This is a genomic window from Sorangium sp. So ce117 (genome assembly GCF_051524395.1).
GTDB classification, from domain to species: Bacteria; Myxococcota_A; Polyangia; order Polyangiales; family Polyangiaceae; genus Sorangium; species Sorangium cellulosum_B.
In genome coordinates this window covers 4292191-4314808 of sequence record NZ_CP150309.1, presented here as the reverse complement: position 1 = coordinate 4314808, position 22618 = coordinate 4292191, and the positions used below count along the sequence as shown (strand labels likewise).

Sequence of the window (22618 nt, the reverse complement as noted above, 5' to 3'; positions counted from 1 at the left end):
CGGTCGCGCCTTAGGGACGTCCGCTGCCCTGCGGTCGTCCGCTGCCGCCACGCGGCCCTGGCACCACCGCCTCGCGGCACAGCTCGCGACGGCACGACTGTGCGACCCTACTCACCCCAAGCTCTGCTCGGTAGCGTCGGTGACCGACGGACAGGGCTCACCCGGAATGCCGTCGTACGTTTGCCCCTCCACTGTTCGCTGGGGGAGATGCAAGGTACACTCCAAGAGTGAGCTTGCCTTGGAAGTACTCGGCTCCCTGGATCGCCATCGTGGGACTGGCGTCCTGCTCTTTTCGTATGGCCGATGAGTCGACGGGCGGCCCCGACATGCCCGGGGACACCGCTCAACCCACCGTCCTGGCGTTCGAGGAGGAAGGCACGCTCCAGCTCGTGCCAGGGGAGCTGCGCACGGTCTGGGTCACGGGACAACCACCGGCGCCCTACGAGGTGAGCTTCACCCTCCTCGGCGAAGCTGCAGGTGCATGGGTCGACCGCACCACGGCCGTCGCGGACGAAAATGGCAGGGCCTCGGTTCAGCTCCACGCGTCGACCCTGGGAAGCACGTTTCGGCTCCGCGCCGCGACGAAGGGCGGGCCGTCCGCGGAGCTCGGTGTTTCGGTGAGCGCGGAGGGCTTCGGTACGCTCCGCGTCATCCCGGTCTACGAGGGGACGCGCGTCGCGAAGGACTGGACGGCGAGCGTCGTCGCGGAGGCCACCTGCGAGGAGATCGCGGCCGCTGCGCCTGAAGCACCCGTGGGCGCGCTCGTGGCGCACGGCGGTCCGGACGAACCGGTTGTCGTCAAGGGCGCGCCTGTAGGGCCGAGCCTTACCGTCGCCCTGCACAGCGGTCGGATCATGTGGGGTTGCGTGGGCGAACGAGAGCTGCAGGCCGGCTCCGCGCGCGACGTCCGGGTCCCGATCAAGGACCTGCCGATCGATATGGCGGCGACGCGCCTCGACACGAAGCTGACCCTCGTGACAGCGGAGGGGCTGACCGCGATGCTCGAAGCAGCGACCGAGCAGCTGCTCGACGCCTTCTTGCCTGCCGGCGCGGAAGCCGCGTCCCTGCTCGACGCCATGCAGCGCGCGGCGCCGCCGGACCATGCGCGCGCGCTTGCCGCGCAGCGGGTCGAGCGTGACTGGGACGCCGCAGCACAGGCGCACCTCGCCGCGCTCCCGATCCCCCTGCGCGACAGGTGTCGTGGATGGGCGCGTACCGGGCTCGCGGGGACGCCGCTCGCGCTCGACGGCCAGCTGAGCGGCGTGGCAGACATGCAGGGACGCGCGCTCTTCGAGGCGAGCTGGCTCGGCAGCGTGACCTCTGACAACGCGGGCGTACCACCGGCACATTTCATGTCGTGGACGGCGGATCCCGGCGACGTGCTCCGGCTCGCGGGGACGCTGACGTGGTCGCCAACCCGAACCATCGGCGGGCTGACGGGGCTCGGGGTCGCAGCGGAGACGGCCGCGGAGTCCGTCCCCGCGGCGCTCGCCGCTGCCGCAGAGTGCCAGGCGCTCGGCGAGCTGCTCGGCGGCTACTCCGACTGCACGAGCGACTGCATGGCGATGCTGTGCGCTGACGGGCTCACGCTCCTGTGGCGTGCTGGAACCGAGGCATCGGAGACAGCCGGGAGGATCGGCGAGATCGTCGTGAACGCTTCAGGCCCTGCGCAGCTCAACAGCTCCGCCGCGCCGATCGCATGGACGGCTGACTGGCTCGGGACCATCCGCGACGGAGGAGGCGAGGAGGTCGGCGTCGAGGGACGGGTGAACGCCGTTTCGCCGGAGGCCATCACCCACTAGCGGATCATCTGGCGGCGTCTTTCGGCTCGCAGCGCAACCGCCACCTCCGGCCCGTTGCGCGCTCGGTCGCAGCGAGCGGGATCGCGCCGGCGCCAACGTCGTTCTGCTTCTCGGGTGCCTTCGCGAAGGCGCCCTGCAGCCTCACCGCCATCGCCTCGACGCACGCGCTGCCTGGATCCAGGCGAAGCCGGAACTCGGCGCCGTCGACGGAGGGAGAGCTTCCGCCGACATCGAAGCTCGGCGAGCCCTCCAGGCTCGTGTCGAGGAGCCAGCCGTCCTGACCCGGAGCGCAGCGCTCGATCCGTGTATCCGCGAGGTCCTTGCGGCCGAGCGGCACGGCCTCGCCGAGCGCGCCGGTCTCGCGGTCGATCGGGAGCACGTGCCAGGAGCCGGCGCGCACGCCAGGGTCGGGAGCCGCCGAGATGAGCAGGCCGACGCCGCCGCCCAGCGCGCGCCGGACCAGGCGCGGAGGATCCACGCCGTAGCCCGAGCGGCCAGGGCGATAGTAGGTCGCCAGCTGCCGCGCGATCCCGAGGTCGGCGCGCCACAGCGCCACGACGTCATACGAGCCGCCGGGCGTCGCGAAGAACCACGTCTCGCCGAGCCGCACGGCGCCGTTCGGAAACGGCCGGAGGAAATTGCCGGCGCGGCCTGCGCTGTCGCGCAACGGAAGGATCGGCAGCCCTTCAGAGGCTGCGAACAGGCTGCATCCGGCGCCGCGACACACGTGGGTCAGCGCGGCCCGTCCGCCAGGATCGAGGTACGCGCCCCAGGACGCCGCCCCCTGACTCACCACCCCGAGCGCCTCGGCGGCCGACGCCTCATCCGACCAAGGCGAGGCGCTCACGCCGCTGGAACGCACCCCGCCATCCGGGTCGAAGCGATCGTCGAAGCGGAGGAGCCAGCGCCCGGCGCGCGCCCAGTCTGCGCCTCGCTTGCCCCATGCGTAGGCGCGCATCGTCACGATGTCGTACGGAGCCCCGTTATCGAGGCCGATCTCGTCGGCCCCGCGCTTGGGCGGCGGCGTGTTGCGGAAAGGAGCCCACGGCGACGTCGGTATCTCCGTCGACGCCGAGCGCGTGACCGACGAGGCCGGGCGCGCTCCCTCGGCGCGCGCGGAAGGCGCGGCGGGAGGCTTGTCCGGCAGCGGTGGCGTCGAGGAGCCGAGGGCCGCGCAGCGCATCGCGATCGGGCTCCCCGCGCGGAGCGGCGTCTGGAGCACCGGCGGCGGCTTCGCCTCGGCGAGATCGTCCGGCAGCGCCGTCTTGCCCCAGCCGACCCGGATCCAGCCCCTGAAGACGCAGCCGACGGGGCCGCACGCGCGCGTCCTCGACGCCGCGGCGTCGTCGTCCCGCTCCGGCAGATCGAGCGAGCGCCAGGTCATGCCGCCGTCCGTCGACTCGGCGGCGCGCTCGCCTTCTCCGAGGGAGAACGCGAACCGCCCAGACAAGAGCGCGCCCGTGCCGTCCTGGCGCGGCGCCCCCGCGGTCACCTTCCCGCTCTTCGCGTCGATCCGAACGCCCACGATCGGACCGCCTGCCTCTACCCAGCCGCCGATGACGCCGGGCTCACGCTCCTCGAACCCTTCGATCCACATGCCGTGCTGCAGATCGCGCGCGGTGCTGCGCGGCTTGGACGGGAGGATCAGCGGGACGGTCGTGACGTCGCTCCCCTTGAGCAGCGTGAGCTGCCCCGACGCGTCCAGGCGAGGCGGCGAGAGGACGGCGATGCGGCCATCGGACAGCGCGACGACGCGCTCGATGCCGACGTCGCGCGCGGGCGCGCGGACGTGGATCTCGCGGGTGCGCCCGTCGGCGGCGACGACGCAGTACGCACGCCCGGCACGCTCCGCGCTGTCTTCGCTGCAGGAGCCGCGGATCACCAGCGCGCCGTTGCCGCTCGCGACCACGAAGCGGGGCTCGTCGAAGCGCATCAGCCGGCGCATGCCGAGCGGCGGCTGGAAAGCGTACAGGGTCGTCGGCCCCTCGCGCTCGCCGCACACGAACCCGAACGACGCCCCCGCGCGGATCGCATGGCAGGCCGCCTCTCGCTCCGGATAGGCGTCGAGCGCGACGTCGATGACCGCCCCGTCGCGCAGCGAGACGCGCGCCAGGGCGCCGCCGCGAGCCACCACCGCGGTCGTGCTCGAGTCGGGCCACCCGTCCTCGACCGCGGCGCGGAGCGGGCGCCTCCCGAGAGGCCCCTGCGCGCGCGCCGGCGGCTCCTGCACGTCGTCGGAAACCTCGAGCGTGCGGTACGTCACGCCGCCGCGCGCATCGACCGCGTAGAGCCCGCTCGCGGTCATGACGGCAGGATCGCCGCCGACGACGGCGACAGAGGTCGGCCGCGCGTCGATCTCGACCTGACGCCAGGTGGCCCCTGCGTCGAACGTGACGAGCAGGCCGCGCAGATCGGCCTCGACCAGGGCGCGCCATCCGTCGGCGAACGCGATCTGGCCGTACGTGCTCGCGGGTGGGAGCGGGCCGAGCGGCATCGCCGCGCCCGTCTGCGCGTCGATCGCGAGGAGCCGGTGGCTGTGCGAGAGCCGCGCGTAGAGGCGATCGAACCCCGCGAGGATCTCGTTCGCCTCCGACGGCAGCTGGACGAGCGGCTCGAGCGGGGCGAGCCACGCCTGGGCCCGCCAGAGCTGCGCGCTGCCGCGGCTCGAGGCGTGGAACAGGTACCCGCCGCCCAGGCGCGTCGGCAGCTTGAGCGAGGTGACCTGACCTGACGGCAACAGGTCGGCGGCGCGCTCGAGCGATCCATCGTCGTGCGCGACGACGCGCATGCGATCGATGAGCACCCGCTTGGCCCCCGCCTCGCTGGCCACCACGCCGCGCTGTCCGACGAGATCCGGGAGCAGCCGCGATGGAGTGACCATGGTCACGAGCGCCCCCTGCGAGGATCGTCCGCCCGGAGCCAGGCGCGACGCTTGCCCGGAAGCGCTGCGATCGCTCGACGCCGGTCCTCCCGAGGGCGCCATCGCCGCCTGTCCACCGCACCCCGCCGCGCTCGCGCAAAGGAGCAGCGCCATCGCGGAGCGCCGCGCCGCGCCCGGCATCCGCCGAGGAATCGGCGCGCGCAGCCGCCCGTCGGGCTCACTCATGACGGACGATGCTAGCGCGGCGGTCCAGGCGCCGCACCGTCCTTGCGGGCGCCCACGCCAAGGTTCAGCCGCGGCTCGCGTCGCGCGTCTCTGCAGCGGCCGGCCCACGCCGGTCGCGCATCGCACGCCCAGCGCCGGAGCAGCCGCTGCACGCGCGGCTCCGGCGACGAGGATCTCCGCTCACCGATCGGACGACGGCCGACGCGCGTTCACTTGCCCTTTGCGGAGCACTGCATCGCGCACATCAGATCGCCGACCGCGCAACCGCAGCCGCCGCGCTTCGCGGGGGCCGGAGCGGCCGGCGCCGGGGCGGCCGCACCAGGCGTCTGCTTGCCTGCGGTGCTGCCGCCCGTGTTCGGTCGCGGCGTCGGCCTCGCGTTCGGGCGCGCCCCTGCTGCCGTCGGCGTGGCGCTCGGCGCGGCGCTCGCGACCGGCTCTGCCGTCGCGGTCGCCGACGCCGTCGCCGGCGCGGTGGGCGCGGGCGCCGTGTCGAGGGGCGCCGTCGTCGCCGGCGCGGCGGCCGTGGGCGGCGCGGTCTCGACCGCGGTGGGGACCGGCGTGCTGCCCCCGCCCTTCATCAGGAAGAAGACACCTGCGATCGCGATGCCCGCGATCGCGATGCCCGCGGCGATGATCAACGGGGCGCGGTTCTTGGAAGGGGCCTCGCCGACGTTCGGCGGCGCGACCGACGGCGCTCGCGCCGTGGTCACGATCGGCGCGCTGAGCTGGAACAGGCCGCCATCGTTGGCGACGATGCTCGCGACGGGCGACGGCGCTCGGACGCCAGCTCCCGACGCGAGGGCCTTCAGGTCGATGAGGCCGGAGTCGTCCGTGGCGCTGACGGCCGCCCGCGCCGGGGCCGGAGCGGCGGCCTTCGCCGTGAGGGCGCTCAGCGAGAACAGCATCGAGTTCTCGTCGCGCTGGCCAGGCGCGGCGCCGCTCTTGAAGAGCGGAGCGCTCGTGGCCACGTCGTCGGAGCTGGGCCGGTGCGCCTCGACGCCCGGGCTCGCGCCGAAGAGATCCTGCGTCGGACGCGCCGGATCGCGACGCACAGCCGCTGCTCGAGGAGCGGCCGCCGCGACCGACTCGACGCCCGGGGAGGTCTGCCCGAGGGCCGCTCCCCCGCTGGGCACGGACGTCGACGGCACCGGCGCCGCCTCCTGCGCGGCCACGGAGGCAGGAGCGCTGCCTGCATGCAGGGCCGCGACGATCGTGTCGATCTGGCCGAGCGGCTGCCAGTCGGCCATGCCGTCCGCCCAGACGTACGTCTCGGCGTTGATCACCCCCGACTGGTAGCTCGTGACGATCTCGGCCAGCGCCATCGAGCGCTGATCTCCGTCCGCCACGTTGACCAGGTACGTCGTCCCGTCATTCGGAACGCTCGTGCCGGAGACCGGATCGGCGACCCCGCCGTTGGTCGTCACGCCCGAGCTGTTCACGAGGATCGTCGCGCCGCATTTGCGGCACTTGATCTTGACGGTTCTGCCTTGGACCTTCTCGTCCGAGACGGTGTATTTCGACTGACAGGACTGGCAGGTGATCTTCATTGGGGGCTGGCCCGCTGGGGTGTAGTGCCGGCGAGGCGTCGCGTAGAGTTTACCTTGATGCCGCGCCGGTGGCTCGCTCTCTGACGTGCCAGTCGCGCGTCTGATCTCGCAGCTCCGCTTTACGATAGCCGAGGTCGTCGTCCCTTCGTAAAGCACAAAGGGACGGACCTCCGACGGGACCGTTGTCGGGGTGCGGCGCAGCAGCGCGCAGGTCGGGCTCCGGAGTGCGACCAGCCGCCTCGCGGCGCGGCCCAGGCGCCCATCCGCGCGGGGAGGCGCCTCACACTCGACGCGCCCGCCCGACCCGTGATTGCTGCGGTACTGCGAACCTGCGGTGTGGCGGTGTGAGCTCGCGGCGCGGCGCGGTGTGGCCGCGCGGCGCAGAGCGGCAAGGAGGCTCCGTCAGGCGTCGCCGCGCACGGAACCGAGCTCTTCCAGGACCGGCTCGTCGGTGACGACCGGCACATCGTCGACCGGGTCTTGCGGCTCGGCGCTCTCGCTGTGCGCCTGGGCCTCGTGGCTCCCCACGTGCTCCCCGTACGCCTGCAGCTTCGAGTACAGGCCGCGGCGGCTGATCCCGAGCACGCGGGCGGCGCGCTGTTTGTTGCCGCGCACCGCCTCGAGGGTCAGCAGGATGAGCTTGCGCTCCGCGTCCGCCAGGCGCGTTCCGACCGGAAGGCGCAGCACGAGCGGGTGCTCGGCCGCTTCGCCGGCGTCCCGCGACGGCTCGGCCTCGTGCGCGCCCGCCTCCCCCGGCCTCCGCGGCATCGAGGCTGGGCCGATGGAGGACGGCACGGGCTGCGCGCCGACGTGCGACGGCACGGGCTCGGAGGGAACCACCAGGTCGGCGGCATGAACGATCGGCACCGAGAGCGGCTCGGCCGGCTCGGCAGGGACGACCGGCGCCGCCACCCTCGCCGACGGGATGCTGTCATAGGAACGCCGGCCCGAGCGCCGCTCGATCCGGCCCTGGCCGAGCTGGACGTCGTTGGCCGAGACCAGCTCGTTCGAGGCGAAGAGCGCCGTCTGCTCGATGACGTTGCGCAGCTCGCGGACGTTGCCCGGCCAGTCGTGCTCGGTCAGCCGCTCGACGGCGGCGTCCGAGAGGCGGCGGGCCGGGGTGCCGTAGCGCTTGGCGAACTTCAGCAGGAAGCGCTCCGCGATGGGCAGGATGTCATCCCTGCGCTCGCGCAGCGGGGGCAGCGTCACCGTGAACACGTTGAGCCGGTAGTAGAGGTCCTCGCGGAAGACGCAGTCGTCGACGAGGTCGAGCAGGTCCTTGTTCGTGGCGGCGACGACGCGGACGTCGGCCTCGATCTCCTTGCGGCCGCCGACCCGCGTGAACCGGTACGTCTCGAGCACGCGGAGGAGGCTTACCTGCACGGCCGCGTCCATCGTGCCCACCTCGTCGAGGAAGACGGTGCCGCCCGCCGCCGCCTCGAACTTGCCCTCCGCGGCCGCGAACGCGCCGGTGAACGAGCCCTTCTCGTGGCCGAAGAGCTCGCTGCCGATGAGCTCGCGCGGGATCGCGCCCGTGTGGACCGGCACGAACGGGCCCGCGCGGCGGCGGCTCCGGTTGTGGATGGCGCGCGCGACGAGCTCCTTGCCCGTGCCGCTCTCGCCGACGATGAGCACGGGGGCCATCGTCGCGGCGACGCGATCGATGCGGGTGAAGACCTCCCGCATCCGCGGCGAGCCGCCGATCATCCCCTCGAACACGAGCTGCCCATGGAGGGGATCGTCGTCGTCGAACTCGGTCGGCGGCGACGAGAGGAGCTCGCGCACGAGCAGCACGAGGCGCGCCGGATCGAGCGGCTTCTGGAGGTAGTCGGCCGCTCCCAGCTTGAGCGCGTCGACGGCGCTCGTGATCGACGCCGCGCCGGTGACCATGACCACGTGGGGCGGCGGCGCCTTCGGCTCGGGCCCCTCGAGCTCGCCGGGCGAGAGCCGGCGCATCAGATCGACCCCCGTCATGCCCGGCAGGTTGAGATCCGTGACGAGCACGTCAGCCGGCGTCCGCTGGTGGATCTCGAGCGCTTGCTCGCCGCTCGACGCAACGACGACGTCGAGCCCTTCATGGCGCAGCACCGCCTCGAGGATGGCCGCCTGGTCGGGCTCGTCCTCGACGAGGAGCACACGGCCGTGATGGCTGTGGCTCCGATGCGGCGAGCGCGCTTGTCCGCGCGGAATTGCAGCTGAAACTGCGTTCGGTCCCAAAGCTTCCCTCCCAGCTCGGCGGACGGACGGCTCGGCCCCGTGCGAGTTGAAACGTGCCGTTAAACTTGTACCTCGCGGGGCCTCGTATCAACTCGGGAGTTGCCTCCTTCTCGGGTGCAAAGCCCCCCTCACATACCGTCCGCGACATGCCGTGCCTGCCCGACGGATGTGGCGCCCCTGGCTCACTGACTCCTGTGGTGACACGCCGCCGCGCGCATCACCAGCGCTCGATGATGCCGCATGCGATGCGATCGGCCAGCGCCATGCACGTAAGCATCGGATTCACTGCAGGACTTCCAGGAAAGATGCTCGTGTCAGCGACGTACACATTGTCCAGATCGTGGCAGCGCCCCTCCTCATCGACCACCCCGTCCCGCGGGCGCCTCGACATCCGCGCCGTACCGAACGCGTGATTCGCCGCGGTGATCGTGTCACGCCCGTCGAGCCGTTTGCTCTTCAGGATCTCGGCTTCTTTGGGCGACGTCAGCTCGTCGGGCACGCCGTGCAGCCCGGGCAGTATCGACGAGGCCCCCGCTGCCCAGCAGATGTCGGACAAGATGCCGAGACCGCGCTGGATCTTCTCGACGTCGCGCGGTGCGTAGTCGAATCGCACATCAGGGTCCCAGCTGCCGCGCTTCGGACGCACCGTCCCGCGCGACTGCTCGGCTGCAATGATGACGTCGAACGGCGCCATCCGGTTGTATGTCCGGAGATGACGCTGGTAGTCGTGCCCGAGGCCTGGAAATCGCGCGGCGAGCACGGCCGGCGGCGACCAGAGGACCTCCAGCTTGATCCCTTGCTCGATGAAGTGGAGCGAGTGATAGCCCTGGGTCGCGCCCTCCCATGGATCGATGGGCTCCGGGAACACCGCCATAATGGCGAGCCCAGGGTGGAGCTGCAGCTCGTTGCCCACATGGCCGCTCGAACCGGCGGCGCCGCTGCGGAGCAGGATGAGCGGGGTCGCCATGCAGCCGGCCGCGAGCACGACGAGCTCCGCCCGTATCTCGACGGGCGCCCCCTCGCGCCAGGTGAACGGCTCGATCGTGCGCCCGCGCATCCCGGTTGCGCGCCTGCCGGCGAGCAGCAGGTGCTCGGCGCGCACGCTGGTGAAGACGCGGGCGCCCGCCCGGATCGCGGCGGGGACGTACGAGACGTCGGTCGACATCTTTGCGCGGTTGCGACACCCCGTGAAGCACTCGCCCGAGCCGCGACAGCCGCGCACGTTGCGGTGGGTCGGCTCGCTCGACAGCCCCAGCGCGTCGCAGCCGCGCTTGAAGCGCAGGTTGCGCTCGCCCTGCACCTCCATCGGCGTGGGCGAGACGCCGAGCAGGCGCTCGACGCGATCGTAGTGGGGCAGCAGCGCGTCCAGGGTGAGCGAGGACGTGCCGGTCCGCTCTGCCCACTTGTCGAACACCCAGGCGGGCGAGCGCGCGCAGATGGCCGAGTTGACGACCGAGCCGCCCCCGAGCGCGATCGCCTGCATGGTCGGGATAAGCATGCGCCCGCGGGCGGCGCGCATCCCGCCCTCGCGCAGCGTGCGCGAGAGCGACTCGCCCGGCTCCTGGCGGAAATCCTCCACCCCGAACGGCGGCCCCTCCTCGACGAGGATCACGTCGCGCCCCGCCTCGGCGAGCTCCTTGGCGACGACCGCGCCGCCCGGCCCCGAGCCGACGACGAGCACCTCGCACGACGCCCGCACCTCGCCCTCGTAGTCGGCGAACACCTTCACCTGCGAGCGCGGCTCGTCGGGCGCGAGCGGCTCCACCGCGCCCCTCGATCGGAGCGTCGCCTCGGAGAGCGAGCGCCGCTCGCGGGCCACGGCGCGAGGCGGCTCCGGGAAGACGGGGAGCTTCACGCCGTCACCCCCGGCGCGAGCGACGGGGGCGCCGCGGCGGCGGGCTCACCCGCCGCTCTGCCGGCGACGCGGCGCTCGAAGGGCGTGGCGCAGCAGGCGACGCCGATCGCGCCGGCGACCTTCTCGTTCGCGAGATACCCCATCGAGAGCATCGTCCGCAGGGAGAGGAACGTCACCCGCCGGAGGTAGATGCAGCTCTGCGCCATCGACGCGAGCACCGCGATGCGATCAGCCTGCGGGAGGCGCGTGAAGCGGGCGCGGCGCGGCCCGAAGACCCAGGGCGAGAGCTCGACGAAGTGGAACAGCAGCCGCATGTAGGGCCGGAGAGGCCGCGGTGTGCGCGCGACGTAGCGGTCCACGTACTCGACCAGCCCGGCCTCCGTGCCGGAGACCGGGATCGGGCCCCCGGCCGGGAACAGGGCGTCAGCGCAGGCCGCCACGATGGCCCGCTCCTTCACGGACAGCGCGGAAGAGGGCGCACCGGGGGCCGACGCCCTGCGCACGAGGAAGACGGCGGCGAGGGCGAGCGCCGCCAGGACAACGACGGGACCGATCACGGGCAGGTGCGCAACGAGCTCGCTCATCACTCGACTCCTTCCTTGTCAGCACGGGAAGCCGTCGCCGTGGCTGCCTCGACAGCGTAGCCCTACAGTCAGAGTGCGCAATTTCGTTCGCACTGCGTCCGGGTGTTCGCACACCATCCTGTCCCGATTTACGCAGCTCGACGTTGTGGCTGTGACAATCGCGGTATGGTCGCGCCCGATGAGCGACGAGCCCGTGACCGCGGTGGGGAGGAGCGAGGAGGTGGGACACGACGAGTCCATCGAAGGCGAGGAGCCGTCCGGAGCCGAGCGCCACAGCTCGCCGGCGCGCGATCTTCGAACCTGGCTCGCTGGCGCTCCCCTCCCCGCCTCGCTGGAGCTCACGCTCGGGCTGCTCGCGCCGATGGTGATCACGATCGCGGCTGCGCTCCGCGTCGCGAGCTTCACGATCGACGACGCGTACATCTCGTTCCGGTACGCGGAGAACCTCGCGAACGGAAACGGGCTCGTTTACAACGTGGGCGAGCGCGTCGAGGGCTACACGAACTTCCTCTGGACGGTGCTCCTCGCCGCGGCGGTGAAGCTCGGCGCGGCGCCGGCTGCGGCGGCGAAGGTGCTCGGCGCCGCCTGCGCCGCAGGTGCGCTCGTCCCGACCTACCTCCTCTCCCGGCGGCTGCGTCCGTTCTCGAACGTGCCCTGCCTCGCGACGTGGCTGCTCGCGATGAGCGTCCTCTTCTCCGGCTACGCGGTGTTCGGGCTGGAGACGCCGCTGTTCCTCCTGCTCACGCTCGCAGGGACCGAGCTCTTCTTCCGCGAAGAGGACGCCGCCAGCGACAACAGCGGCGCTCGGCCCGCGCCCGTCTCCTCATGGTTCCCCTGGTTCCCCTTGTCCGGCGCGGTGTTCGCGCTCGCCGCGCTCACCCGCCCGGAGGCGCCGCTGTTCCTCGGGCTGCTCGTCGTCTGGCACTCGGAGCAGGCGCTCTCGCGCCGGAGCGTGCTGCGCCTTGTCGCGTTCGCGCTCCCGGTCGCCGCGCACCTCGTGTGGCGGCACAGCTACTACGGCGCGTGGCTCCCGAACACGCTCGCCGCGAAGACGGGCGACTTCGCGCAGCAGATCCAGGGCGGGGGCGACTACGTCCGCAAGTACGCGCAGCACGCCGGCGCCTTCCTGTGGCTCGGGATCCTCTCGGTCGCCTCATCCATCGTCCACCGGCGCCGGAGCGGCCTCGCGATCGCGTCGATCGCGCTGCTGTTCGGCGTGTACGTCGTCGCGGTGGGCGGCGACTGGATGCCTTACTTCCGGTTCCTCGCGCCCGCGGAGCCGTTCGCGTTCCTGCTCGCCGACGACGCGGTCCGCGCGATCGCCGCGCGTCGCGAGCGCGTGGCGTCGCTCGCGATCGCGGCGTTCGGCGCGATCACGATCGCGACCCGCGCCGGCGAGCTCGTGCGGGCCCAGCGGAACCTCCTCGTCAACGACAAGGGCTTCTGGGACGACGCCGCAGGGCGCTCCGCGGAGTGGCTCGTCCAGAACGCGGAGCCTGGCCCCATCGCGCTCGCCGACATCGGCTACGTCGGTTACCGCACGGGCTTCCCGGTCGTGGACATGCTCGGGCTGCTCAGCCCCGAGGTCTCCCGCCTGCCGGGCGCGTACACGCACAAGGTCGGGGCCGGCTACACCGACGTGATCTTCGCGAAGAACCCGCGTTACTTCTTGCTCATCTCCTCCGCGATCGACTGCAAGAGCCCGACGGTGCCCTCCTCCCGCGCCTCGTACGACGACCCCAGGTTCAAGGCGGACTACAGGCTCCGCCAGGCCATCGCGCTCCGGAAGGGCGGCGCGTGGTGCATCTACGGGAAGACGTCGTATCCCTGACGAGCGCGCCGACGGAGCGCGCGCGTCGCCGGAGCGCGCGCCTCATCTCGCGCTTCGCCTCGCGGCCCCTTCGCGCCGCGCCTCACGTCCGCGCCGGCGCTCCGCCTCGCTCCGCTTCCGCGTCGGCCGCGTGGGCCGCCCAGAAGGCGCGCACGTCCTCGATGCGGTCGGTCCGGCGTGCGTCGGGCAAGCTGTCGAGCAGCACGCGGCCGTAGCCGCGCGTGCGGATCCTGCGGTCCAGGATCGCGACGATGCCGCGATCGGTCCGCGCGCGGATCAGCCGGCCGAAGCCCTGCTTCAAGGTGATCGCGGCCTGCGGCACGCTGTAGGCGATGAACGGGTTGCCGCCGCCCTGCTCGATCGCCGTGCACCGGGCCGCGACGACGGGATCGGTCGGCACCGCGAACGGGAGCTTCTCGATGATCACGAGGCGCAGGGCCTCGCCGGGGACGTCCACGCCTTCCCAGAAGCTCATCGTCGCGACGAGCACCGCGTGCCGCTCTGCGCGGAAGCGGCGTAGCAGCGCGCCCTTCGGCGCGTCCCCCTGCACGAGCAGCGGAGCCTGCCGCCCCGGAGCGCTCCCATCCGCGCGGGCCACCGCCGCGGCGCGCCCGAGCCGGACGCGGAGGGCCGCGGCGAGCGCGTTCATGGCGCGGATCGACGTGCAGAGGAGGAACGCGCCGCCGCCCGTGATGCCGATGAGCTCGGCCGCGCGATCGGCGGCCCGCTCGACGAACGCCGCGTCGGTCGCCTCGGGGAGGTCGCGCGGCGTGTAGAGCAGCGCGGCGGTCGGGTAGTCGAAGGGCGAAGGGACCTCGAGCTCGTCGACAGGGACCGACACGTCCTCGTCGAGGCCCATCCGCGAGCGGAGGAAGCGGAACCCCGCCCCGGCGGAGCCGCCCGTCGTCAGCGTGGCGCTCGTCAGCACCACGGCGCCGATCCGCTCGAAGACGTGCTCGCGCAGCATGTCCCCGAGATCGACCGGCGACGCGCCGAACGAGACGGCGCGGCCGCGCACCTCGACCCACGTGACCTGGTTCGTCGCGGGGTCGACGATCCGCGCCGCGTCGTCCCGCAGCTGCGCGGCGCGGTTGCCGACGAGCTGCACCGCCTCGCTGATCGCGTTCGCGCTCGCGTACGCCGCGAGCGCCTCGAGGTGGTCGTCGAGGCGGTGGTACGCGTCGAGCAGCTCGCCGGACCAGGCGTCCCTGGCGAGCGGGCTCCGGGCTTCGCCGCGATCCCCGCCGCCGGCGGCGCCGCCCAGCGAGGCGAGCCGATCGAAGAGCGCGTCCGCGGACTCGCGCACCACGGCCGTGATCGCCGTCCCCTCGCCCCGCCCGAGGATGCGATCGGCGAGGCCCGACGCGATGAAGGCCCGGTCCGCGTCGCGCAGCATCGAGTCGACCCGCGCGCGAGAGACGCGGACGCCGAAGAAGCCCGTCGCGATGTCCTCGAGCTGGTGCGCCTCGTCGAAGATGACCGCATCGTACGGCGGGAGCGCGCCCGCGCCGGCGAAGCCGCGGCGCGCTCCGGCGATCTTCAGCGCGAGATCCGCGAAGAAGAGGTGGTGGTTGACGACGAGGAGGCGCGCCGCCTCGCTGTCGCGCTTCATCCGCGTGACGAAGCACCTCTCGAAGTACTCGCACGAGGCGCCGAGGCGCGTCTCGCTGGACGACGCGACCTCTCGCCAGAGCGGATCCCCCTCGGCGAGGTGGGCGAGCTCCGCGACGTCGCCCATCTCGGTCTCCTGCGCCCACGCCTCGATCAGCGGCAGCGAGCGCCCCGCGATCCCGGCGCCCGCGCCGGGGCTGGTCCGGAGCTCGCTGAAGCGCCGCAGGCACAGGTAGTTGCCGAGCCCCTTCACCAGCGCCGCGCGCGGATCCAGCCGGAGGTGCTCGGCCACGAGCGGCAGGTCCTTCGTGTAGATCTGGTCCTCGAGCGCCTTCGTCGCGGTCGAGACGACGACCTTGCGACCGCTCAGGATCGCGGGCACCAGGTAGGCGAGCGTCTTGCCCGTCCCGGTGCCCGCCTCGCAGAGGAGGATGCGGTCCTCCGCGAGCGCCCGCTCGACGGCGCTCGCCATCGCCACCTGCCCCTGTCGGTCCTCGTACCCGTCCAGGCCGCGCGCGAACGGGCCCGACGGCCCGAGCAGGCTCGCGGCGCGGTCGAAGGGCATCGCGTACCGCTCAGCGCGGCGGGGCGGTCTTCTCCAGCGAGAGGGCGAACCCCACCTCGCTGACGGCGAGCTCGAGCGACGCCACGCGCTTCTCGAAGTGGACCTCGCACCACGTATCGAGCGTCCGCTCGGCGTCGCCGGGGTCGCGGACGTGGCGGAGGGCGGCCTCGGCCTCGGTGTAGCCACGCGCCACGGCAGGCTCGGCCATCCCGCGCGCGCGCTCGAAGAGCAGCTCGTCCGCCGCACCCGGGAAGTCGTTGCGCTGGGCGCGCACGACAAACCCGACCCGCAGCGGCTCGGCGCCCACGACGATCCCCGAGTCCATGAGGAGGTTCTCCCGCACCCGCTCCGCGACCTGCACGGCGTCGCCCCGGGTGCGGTAGACCTCGAATCCGGCCTGGAGCAGGGCCTTCTTTATCTCCGCGGGTGTCGGCATCTTCCGCTGGTTTCCGGCTACCCCCAGCTGTCAGCAGGAACATCCATCGCAAAATTGCGGGTGCCTCGTCAAGCCGACAGCGCCGACCCCGTGTGGCGCTCTGGCGCGCCGGCGCGCTCCTGTGCGCTCAGGAGCTCGATCGCGGCGACCTCGAGGGGCCTCCTTCCAGGCCCCCCAGACCGTTGATGCCCTCCCGATCCTCCAGGCCATCCAGGAAGCACACCCCCACGATCGATCCATCGGGCTCGTCCTGGACCCACATTATCCTACCCGGACGCGGGCTTCTACCGTCGAGCCAGACCGTTAGCTCGGTACCGGGATCGAGTGAATTTTCTATCACCACCCTGAGCCCGCCGACGCTCACGTTCAGCGTCCAGCCGGCGACGGCGCGCTCGCCGGTCTCCAGGCGTACCCGCTCGCTCAGCTCACGGCGTGGGCTCCTGCGACGGTTGGCCAGGAGCTCAGGCGGAATCTGGAGTGACGGGGGTGTGAGGGTTCTGCGTCGAATCACGAAAGAAAATTACAAGCACACGCCGTGCCCGGGGACAGAAATGTGAGCTCCGGTCGATATTCAGTATGGACGGGAGCTGCGTCCTGCGCGGTGCACGAGGATGCGCCCTCTACGGCGGCCCTCAGTGCGCGTCGGCGTGATCGGGCTGGTGGCCGGAGCCGTCGCTCGGCTCCTCGAAGACGGAGACGGGCTCGAGCAGGGAAAGCTGCTCGCGCTTGATGCCTACGCCCTTGTCGGAGAAGAAGAGGTCGTTCTCCTGAAGCCGCGAACGCACACGGGCGATGAACAGGATAGGCATGCCCGCCTGCGTGTAACCGAGCTGCACGAGCGTGCCCTTCGGCCAGTTGCCGCCGTCGAACGCGAGCTCCTTGCGAAGCGTGTAGAACCCTTCGGCGGGGAGGCGCTGCAGGGAGTCTGCCCACGTCGTGCCCCGGAACGCGACGGCAGGGCCGTGGAAGTGCCAGCGGTTGTGAACGTTGTGGTCGGGCGTCGTCACCGTCGGCAGACCGTTGTCCGAGTGGTTGTGGAAGGAGACGATGGTGCCAGCAGGCACCTTGTCCTCGTGTCCGGGGAGCGGCTTTGTCGTCAGGTAGAGGCCGCAATCGGGGAGGTGTGACTTCGAGCTTGCCATGGCATGTGCCCCTAGCCCCGCTCCCGACCGCCGTAAAGACACGCCGTCGACGCCGTGCTATGCCGCGCCAGGCCAAGGCGGGAGGCCGCTCGAAGAGCGAGCGGCGCACGCCCCGGGAGCGAGCCCTTCGTGAACAGACTGAGCCAAATCTTCGGCGCCGCCATCATCATCGCGATCGCCGTCGTCTTCATCGTCCAGTTCCGCCCGAGCACGGGTCCCGTGCAGTCGACCGGGAACACCTGTGCCGTCGAGGTCCGAGGCAGCTGCATCTCCTCGATCGACTTCAACGCGTCGAAGAACCTGCTCGCGATGCGGAGCCCCGACGAAAACCGCCTCCGGGCGATGGGTTACCGGCGGCTCACGGCGGAGGGGCTCTACGAGCGGTGGCTCCTCAACGAGGACGCGAAGCGCCTCGGGATCAGCGTCTCGGACGACGAGCTCACGAACGAGCTCGTGGCTGGCAGGGTGCATGTCTCGCTCCCGGCAGACAAGATCCGCCAGGTCGGTTACGCCCTCAGCCTCCGGGAAGACCTCACTCGCTACCTGGACGTCCGCAACCGGCAAACGAAGAAATTCGACAACAAGCAGTACGAGAAGCAGATCCGGAACATCACGAAGATGAGCCCCACGGACTTCCGCGATTACCAGCGGAAGGAGCTCATCGCCGCCCGGATGCGCGAGCTCATCCGGGCGCGGGTCCGGGTCGGCGAGAATGAGGCGTTCGAGCAGTTCTCGCGCGAGAAATCCACGAGGACGCTCGCCTATGTGCGCTTCGACCGGCGCTTCTACAGCGATCTCATCGTGGACACGTCGGAGAAGGCGATCCAGGCCTGGGCCGACAACAACAAAGAAGAGCTCGACAAGGCCTGGGAGGGGCGGAAGGCGCAGTATCAGCCCGAGTGCCGCGTCGCCCGAGTCCTCAGGGTCGAGGTGACGCCCGAGGAGGCCGAGCAGGGGCCGGAGGCGGGCAAGGCCGCCGCGAAGGCGCGGATCGAGGGCGCGGTCCAGCGCCTCAAGAAGGGCGAGAGCTTCGCCGACGTGGCCCGCAGCGCGAGCGACGATCCGAGCGCGGCGCGCGGCGGCGAGCTCGGATGCGTGGCCAAGGGGCGCCTGAGCAAGCCTGTCGAGGACAAGCTCTTCGAGATGAAGGCAGGCGATGTGTCCGACCTCATCGAGACCGAGGACGGCTTCCACGTGATCAAGCTCGAGCAGATCGCGAAGGACGCCGAGGCCGAGAAGATCGGCCGGCAGGAGACGGCGCGCGAGTTCTACATCGCCCACGAGTCGGAGCGGCTCGCGGCCGAGGCCGCGAAGCAGGTGCTCGCCGCCGCAGCGGGCGGCAAGTCGCTGGAGGACGCGCTCGCCGCGTACATGGCCCAGCTCACGCCGGCGAAAGCGAAGGAGAAGGAGGGCGCCGCGGCGCCGGGCGCGAAGGCGGGCGGCGCGGCGAAGCAGGACGTCAACAAGGACGCGGGCGCGAAGGAGGGTGGCCAGGCCGAGGCCGGGGAGGCGCGAGCTCCCTACACGATCGCGACGCACCCGAACCGGCCCACCGTCGAGACGAGCCTGCCGTTCAACGTCTCCGGCTCGCCCATCGCCGACGCGAGGGACAGCACCGAGGCCGCGCGCATCGCCTTCCAGCTCGACAAGCCGGGCGACCTGCCCAAGGACGTCGTGGCGCTGGCGAACGGTTATGCGGTGATCCAGCTCAAGGAGAAGACCTCTGCGAGCCAGGAGCAGTGGGACAAGGATCGCGAGTTCTACACGTCGGCCATGCGCGCCGCGAAGCAGAACGACGCGCTCATCGGGTACGTGCGCCGGCTGAAGTCGACGATCGGCAGCGAGGTGAAGTACGACCAGAACCTCCTCAAGGAGTCCAAGCCAGCCGAGGACGGCTCCGGCGAGCCGCCGCTGCCGCTCGAAGACGAGGGGGAATGACGTCGCTCCCGCTGCGTGACGCGCGCGACGTCGTCCTCTCGAACGGCCTCAAGGTCGTCCTCGTCCCGCAACCGCACGTCCACCGGGCGGTCGCCTCGCTCTACCTGCGCGTCGGCTCGCGGTTCGAGAGCCAGCAGAACAACGGGATCTCTCACTTCCTGGAGCACATGGTGTTCCGGGGGACGCCGACGCTGCCGACCGCGCACGCGCAGGCGCTCGCCTTCGAGCGCCTCGGAGGGACGCTCTACGCGGCGACCCACGTCGACCACGGCGTGATGAGCATCTCGGTGCCGCCGACGAACCTGGAGCCGGTGCTCGCCCTGCTGGGCGAGGTGGCCACGTCGCCTCGCTTCACCGCGATCGAGGTCGAGCGCGGCATCGTGCGCGAGGAGATCCTCGAGGACCTCGACGACGAGGGGCGCGACATCGACGCGGACAACAACGCGCGCGCGCTCATGTACGAGCGACACCCGCTCGGGTTCACGATCACGGGCGACATCGAGGCGCTCGACCGCTTTGACGAGCCGATGCTGCGCGCCCACCACGCCCGGCACTACACGACGGCGAACGCGGTGCTCTGCCTCGCGGGGCGGCTCGATCCCGAGGCGTGCGCGCGGGTCGCCGAGCGGCACTTCGGCGCCCTGCCGCGCGGCGAGCAGGTGCCCGCCGCGCCGCCGCCCAACGGGCAGAAGAAGCCGAGGTTCCGCTTCATCGAGAACCAGTCGAGCCAGACCGATCTGCGGATCGCGTTCCGGGGCGTGAGCGAGCGCGATCCGCGCGAGCCCGCCGTGGAGATGCTGCTCCGCGTCCTCGACGACGGCATGTCGACGCGGCTGTACGAGCGGATCTGCGATCGGCTGGGCCTCTGCTACGACGTGTCGGGGATGTTCGAGGCCTACGAGGACGACGGGGTCGTCGACATCGCCGCGGGCGTCCAGCACGACCGCGCGACCGTAGTGGTCCGGGAGATCTTCGCGCTGCTCCGCGAGCTCGCCGAGGTCGGCCCGCGCGAGGACGAGCTCGCCAAGGCGCGCGACCGCCACCTCTGGTCGGTGGAGGCGATGCTCGACGACGCCGAGGCGACCGCCGGCTTCCATGGGCTCGCCGCGCTCGCCGACATCACGCGCACCCCGGAGGCGCGGCACGAGGAGCTCGCGCGCGTCAGCGTCGCCGATGTGCGCGATGCCGCGCGCATGCTGTTCCGGCCGGAGCGCCTCACCGTGGTGGCCGTGGGCCTGCTCCGCTCCTCGGAAGAGGCGAAGCTGGAGAAGGCCGTCCGCTCGTTCGGTTGACCCAGCGCGAGCCAGGAGCCGCGGCGCACCACGACAGCGGCGATCGAAGAGAAAGCAGAAGGAGCCCCGGTAAGGAGGCGGCCGTTGAAGGGCGCCCCCGTGGGCTTGGCTGGCCACGGCTGCCCGCTGCACGGGAGCCTGCCCCGCCGCGCGCCCCGAGGGTGCCCCGGCACACATGTCAGCCGGGCCTTCTCGGCGAACCGAGCGCGTTCAAGGCCTTGCTCAAACTATTTGCATTTATGCGCATTAACACATATAGATGAGCGATGGTCTCGGTCGCAGAGACGCCGGCCCAGCCGGAGGAGGCGGTCGCGCGGTGCGAGCTGTACCGGCTGCTGGCGGATCCGGTGCGAGTGCGGCTCCTCGGCCTGGCCGCGGCGGAGGAGCTCGCCGTCGGGGAGCTGGCCGAGCTGCTCCGCGAGGGCCAGCCGAAGATCTCGCGCCACGCGGCCGCGCTCCGTGAGGCGGGGATCCTGCTCGCCAGGCGCCAGGGGACGTGGACGCTGCTCCGCCTGGATCCGCGCGCGACGACCGATCCCGTGGTCGACGACGCGGTGCGCGCGGGCCAGCGCGCGTGCGCGGCGGACGGGACGCTCGCGCGCGTCGAGGAGGTGCTGGCCGCGCGCGACGCCGAGACGCGCGAGTTCTTCGCGCGCGGCGGGCGGCCGTTGCGCCCGGGGCCGCCGGCCGAGCTCGCCGCCTACCTCGCGGCGCTCGCGCCGCTCCTGCCCCACCGGCGGCTGGCGGTCGACGCGGGCACCGGCGACGGGGCGCTGCTCGAGGTGCTGTCGCCCGTCTTCGATCGCGTCGTCGCGCTCGATCGCGCGAGCGCGCAGCTGCAGCTCGCCGGGGAGCGCCTGCGGCGGCGCAGCCTCGAGAACGTCGAGCTGGTGTGCGGCGAGATCGACGGGCCCGAGGTGATCCGGGCCGTGGCGCGCGCGCTCGGCGGCGATCCTCCGGAGGCGGGCGAGGCCCTCTCCGGGGGCGCCGACGTTGTCTTCGCGGCGCGCGTGCTGCACCACGCGCCTCAGCCGGCGAAGGCGATGCGCGCGCTCGTCGAGCTCGCGCGGCCGGCCGCGCCCGGCCGCGGCGACGGCGCTCACGTCCGCGGGGGCGCGGTGTGCGTGCTCGATTACGAGGCGCACCACGATCAGGCCCTCCGGGAGCAGGAGGCGGACATCTGGCTCGGCTTCCCGCCGGGCGACCTCCGAGGCCTCGCCGAGGAGGCCGGGCTCTCCGGCGTCGAGCTCCGGCGGCTGCCGTCCGCATGGCAGGGCGAAGGCCCGGATCGACACCTGGTTTGGCAGCTGCTCGTCGGCTGGCGCGGCGCGCGCACAAGCGCATTCACCGAAAAGGCAAAGGGACACCATGACTGCTGAGAAGAAGCTCTCCTACAAGGTCGCCGACATCACGCTCGCGGACTGGGGTCGCAAGGAGATCCGCATCGCCGAGAAGGAGATGCCCGGGCTGATGGCGCTCAGGGCGGAGTACGGCCCGACGCAGCCGCTCAAGGGCGCGCGCGTCGCCGGCTGCCTCCACATGACGATCCAGACCGCGGTGCTGATCGAGACGCTGGTGGCCCTCGGCGCGGAGGTCACCTGGACGAGCTGCAACATCTACTCGACGCAGGACCACGCGGCGGCGGCGATCGCGGCGGCCGGCATCCCGGTCTTCGCGTGGAAGGGCGAGACCCTCGAGGAGTACGACTGGTGCATCGAGCAGCAGCTCTACGCCTTCAAGGGCGGCAAGGGGCCCAACATGATCCTCGACGACGGCGGCGATCTCACGATCGTCGCCCACGAGAAGCACCCGGAGCTCTTCACCGGCGCCGACCCGATCCGCGGGCTCTCCGAGGAGACGACGACCGGCGTGCACCGGCTCTACGAGATGCACCGCGCGGGCAAGCTGAAGGTGCCCGCGATCAACGTCAACGACTCGGTGACCAAGAGCAAGTTCGACAACCTCTACGGCTGCCGCGAGTCGCTGGGCGACGGGATCAAGCGGGCCACCGACGTGATGTTCGCCGGCAAGGTCGCCGTCGTGTGCGGCTACGGCGACGTCGGCAAGGGGTGCGCCCAGTCGCTGCGCGGCCTGGGGGCGCGCGTGATCATCACCGAGATCGACCCGATCTGCGCGCTGCAGGCGGCGATGGAGGGCTACGAGGTGAAGCGCCTCGAGACCGTCGCCCCGGTCGGCGACATCTTCGTCACGGCGACCGGCTGCGAGGACGTCGTCCGGGCGGAGCACATGATCGCGATGAAGGACGAGGCGATCCTCTGCAACATCGGGCACTTCGACTCCGAGATCCAGATCGCGTGGCTCGAGAAGAACCCCGAGATCAAGGAGGAGAGCATCAAGCCGCAGGTCGATCACTTCATCTTCCCGGACGGCAAGCGGCTGATCGTCCTCGCGCGCGGCCGGCTCGTGAACCTCGGGTGCGCTACCGGCCACCCGTCGTTCGTGATGTCGACCTCGTTCTCCAACCAGGTCCTCGCGCAGATCGCCCTGTGGACCGAGAAGCACACGATCGGCGTCCACCTGCTGCCGAAGAAGCTCGACGAGAAGGTCGCGGCGCTGCACCTGCCGAAGCTCGGGGTCGAGCTGACCCAGCTCACGTCGGGGCAGGCGAAGTACCTGGGCGTCCCCGCCGAGGGCCCCTTCAAGGCCGAGAACTACCGCTACTGAGCGGCGG

The 22618-nt window shown here is 71.8% G+C and carries 15 protein-coding genes; 6 read left to right on the top strand and 9 right to left on the bottom strand.

Translation table 11 applies throughout. From position 1 onward, the window contains the following. Positions 1 to 227: 227 nt before the first annotated feature. On the top strand, positions 228 to 1802 hold the full coding sequence (locus WMF46_RS16115; protein ID WP_437986411.1) for a hypothetical protein: 1575 nt from the start codon (positions 228 to 230) through the stop codon (positions 1800 to 1802). A 4-nt stretch (positions 1803 to 1806) separates the two neighbouring features. On the opposite strand, the gene WMF46_RS16110 is transcribed toward WMF46_RS16115, so the two are convergent. The 5 genes from WMF46_RS16110 to WMF46_RS16090 form a co-directional block, all read right to left on the bottom strand. After that, positions 1807 to 4908 (bottom strand): hypothetical protein, encoded by a 3102-nt coding sequence (locus WMF46_RS16110; RefSeq protein ID WP_437986410.1) that lies wholly within the window; start codon positions 4906 to 4908, stop codon positions 1807 to 1809. Positions 4909 to 5117: 209 nt separating this feature from the next. After that, positions 5118 to 6455, bottom strand: a complete 1338-nt coding sequence (locus WMF46_RS16105) for a zinc-ribbon domain-containing protein (protein WP_437986409.1) — start codon at positions 6453 to 6455, stop codon at positions 5118 to 5120. 402 nt (positions 6456 to 6857) lie between these two features. Beyond that, a complete protein-coding gene (locus tag WMF46_RS16100; RefSeq protein ID WP_437986408.1) occupies positions 6858 to 8591 on the bottom strand; it encodes a sigma-54-dependent transcriptional regulator in 1734 nt (577 codons plus the stop codon). Positions 8592 to 8889: 298 nt separating this feature from the next. Continuing rightward, positions 8890 to 10527 (bottom strand): GMC family oxidoreductase, encoded by a 1638-nt coding sequence (locus tag WMF46_RS16095; protein ID WP_437986407.1) that lies wholly within the window; start codon positions 10525 to 10527, stop codon positions 8890 to 8892. After that, a complete protein-coding gene (locus WMF46_RS16090) occupies positions 10524 to 11111 on the bottom strand; it encodes a gluconate 2-dehydrogenase subunit 3 family protein (protein ID WP_437986406.1) in 588 nt (195 codons plus the stop codon). The genes WMF46_RS16095 and WMF46_RS16090 overlap by 4 nt, the downstream gene beginning before the upstream one ends. A gap of 178 nt (positions 11112 to 11289) precedes the next feature. Between WMF46_RS16090 and WMF46_RS16085 the strand changes: the two genes are divergently transcribed. Further along, positions 11290 to 12942 carry a hypothetical protein gene (locus WMF46_RS16085; RefSeq protein WP_437986405.1) on the top strand — a complete coding sequence of 551 codons (1653 nt, stop codon included), beginning with the start codon at positions 11290 to 11292 and terminating at the stop codon, positions 12940 to 12942. Positions 12943 to 13024: 82 nt separating this feature from the next. On the opposite strand, the gene WMF46_RS16080 is transcribed toward WMF46_RS16085, so the two are convergent. The 4 genes from WMF46_RS16080 to WMF46_RS16065 all read right to left on the bottom strand — a co-directional run bounded on the left by WMF46_RS16080 (position 13025) and on the right by WMF46_RS16065 (position 16696). Beyond that, a complete protein-coding gene (locus WMF46_RS16080) occupies positions 13025 to 15118 on the bottom strand; it encodes an ATP-dependent DNA helicase (protein WP_437986404.1) in 2094 nt (697 codons plus the stop codon). A gap of 10 nt (positions 15119 to 15128) precedes the next feature. Beyond that, the gene (locus WMF46_RS16075; protein ID WP_437986403.1) at positions 15129 to 15554 is read right to left on the bottom strand and encodes a hypothetical protein; all 426 of its coding nucleotides are present in this window, start codon (positions 15552 to 15554) and stop codon (positions 15129 to 15131) included. A 127-nt stretch (positions 15555 to 15681) separates the two neighbouring features. Further along, on the bottom strand, positions 15682 to 16065 hold the full coding sequence (locus tag WMF46_RS16070; RefSeq protein ID WP_373372243.1) for a PilZ domain-containing protein: 384 nt from the start codon (positions 16063 to 16065) through the stop codon (positions 15682 to 15684). Between the two features lie 121 nt (positions 16066 to 16186). After that, positions 16187 to 16696: a hypothetical protein gene (locus tag WMF46_RS16065; protein WP_437552823.1), complete on the bottom strand. Its 510-nt coding sequence runs from the start codon at positions 16694 to 16696 to the stop codon at positions 16187 to 16189. Between the two features lie 129 nt (positions 16697 to 16825). Between WMF46_RS16065 and WMF46_RS16060 the strand changes: the two genes are divergently transcribed. The 4 genes from WMF46_RS16060 (at position 16826) to ahcY (ending at position 22611) form a co-directional block, all read left to right on the top strand. After that, positions 16826 to 18634: a peptidylprolyl isomerase gene (locus WMF46_RS16060; RefSeq protein WP_437986402.1), complete on the top strand. Its 1809-nt coding sequence runs from the start codon at positions 16826 to 16828 to the stop codon at positions 18632 to 18634. Beyond that, positions 18631 to 19926, top strand: coding sequence for a M16 family metallopeptidase (locus WMF46_RS16055; protein WP_437986401.1), 1296 nt, complete (start codon positions 18631 to 18633; stop codon positions 19924 to 19926). Before WMF46_RS16060 ends, WMF46_RS16055 begins: the two co-directional genes overlap by 4 nt. Positions 19927 to 20192: 266 nt before the next feature. Continuing rightward, the gene (locus WMF46_RS16050; RefSeq protein WP_437986400.1) at positions 20193 to 21305 is read left to right on the top strand and encodes an ArsR/SmtB family transcription factor; all 1113 of its coding nucleotides are present in this window, start codon (positions 20193 to 20195) and stop codon (positions 21303 to 21305) included. Beyond that, positions 21295 to 22611, top strand: coding sequence for an adenosylhomocysteinase (gene ahcY, locus WMF46_RS16045; RefSeq protein WP_437986399.1), 1317 nt, complete (start codon positions 21295 to 21297; stop codon positions 22609 to 22611). Before WMF46_RS16050 ends, ahcY begins: the two co-directional genes overlap by 11 nt. Positions 22612 to 22618: the final 7 nt, after the last annotated feature.

What these genes read in the sequence shown, in the direction of transcription:
- WMF46_RS16110 (WP_437986410.1), bottom strand. Translation starts at nt 4,908, where the DNA reads ATGAGTGAGCCCGACGGGCGGCTGCGCGCGCCGATTCCTCGGCGGATG.
- WMF46_RS16105 (WP_437986409.1), bottom strand. Translation starts at nt 6,455, where the DNA reads ATGAAGATCACCTGCCAGTCCTGTCAGTCGAAATACACCGTCTCGGAC.
- WMF46_RS16090 (WP_437986406.1), bottom strand. Translation starts at nt 11,111, where the DNA reads ATGAGCGAGCTCGTTGCGCACCTGCCCGTGATCGGTCCCGTCGTTGTC.
- WMF46_RS16085 (WP_437986405.1), top strand. Translation starts at nt 11,290, where the DNA reads ATGAGCGACGAGCCCGTGACCGCGGTGGGGAGGAGCGAGGAGGTGGGA.
- WMF46_RS16080 (WP_437986404.1), bottom strand. Translation starts at nt 15,118, where the DNA reads ATGCCCTTCGACCGCGCCGCGAGCCTGCTCGGGCCGTCGGGCCCGTTC.
- WMF46_RS16075 (WP_437986403.1), bottom strand. Translation starts at nt 15,554, where the DNA reads ATGCCGACACCCGCGGAGATAAAGAAGGCCCTGCTCCAGGCCGGATTC.
- WMF46_RS16065 (WP_437552823.1), bottom strand. Translation starts at nt 16,696, where the DNA reads ATGGCAAGCTCGAAGTCACACCTCCCCGATTGCGGCCTCTACCTGACG.
- WMF46_RS16055 (WP_437986401.1), top strand. Translation starts at nt 18,631, where the DNA reads ATGACGTCGCTCCCGCTGCGTGACGCGCGCGACGTCGTCCTCTCGAAC.
- WMF46_RS16050 (WP_437986400.1), top strand. Translation starts at nt 20,193, where the DNA reads ATGGTCTCGGTCGCAGAGACGCCGGCCCAGCCGGAGGAGGCGGTCGCG.
- ahcY (WP_437986399.1), top strand. Translation starts at nt 21,295, where the DNA reads ATGACTGCTGAGAAGAAGCTCTCCTACAAGGTCGCCGACATCACGCTC.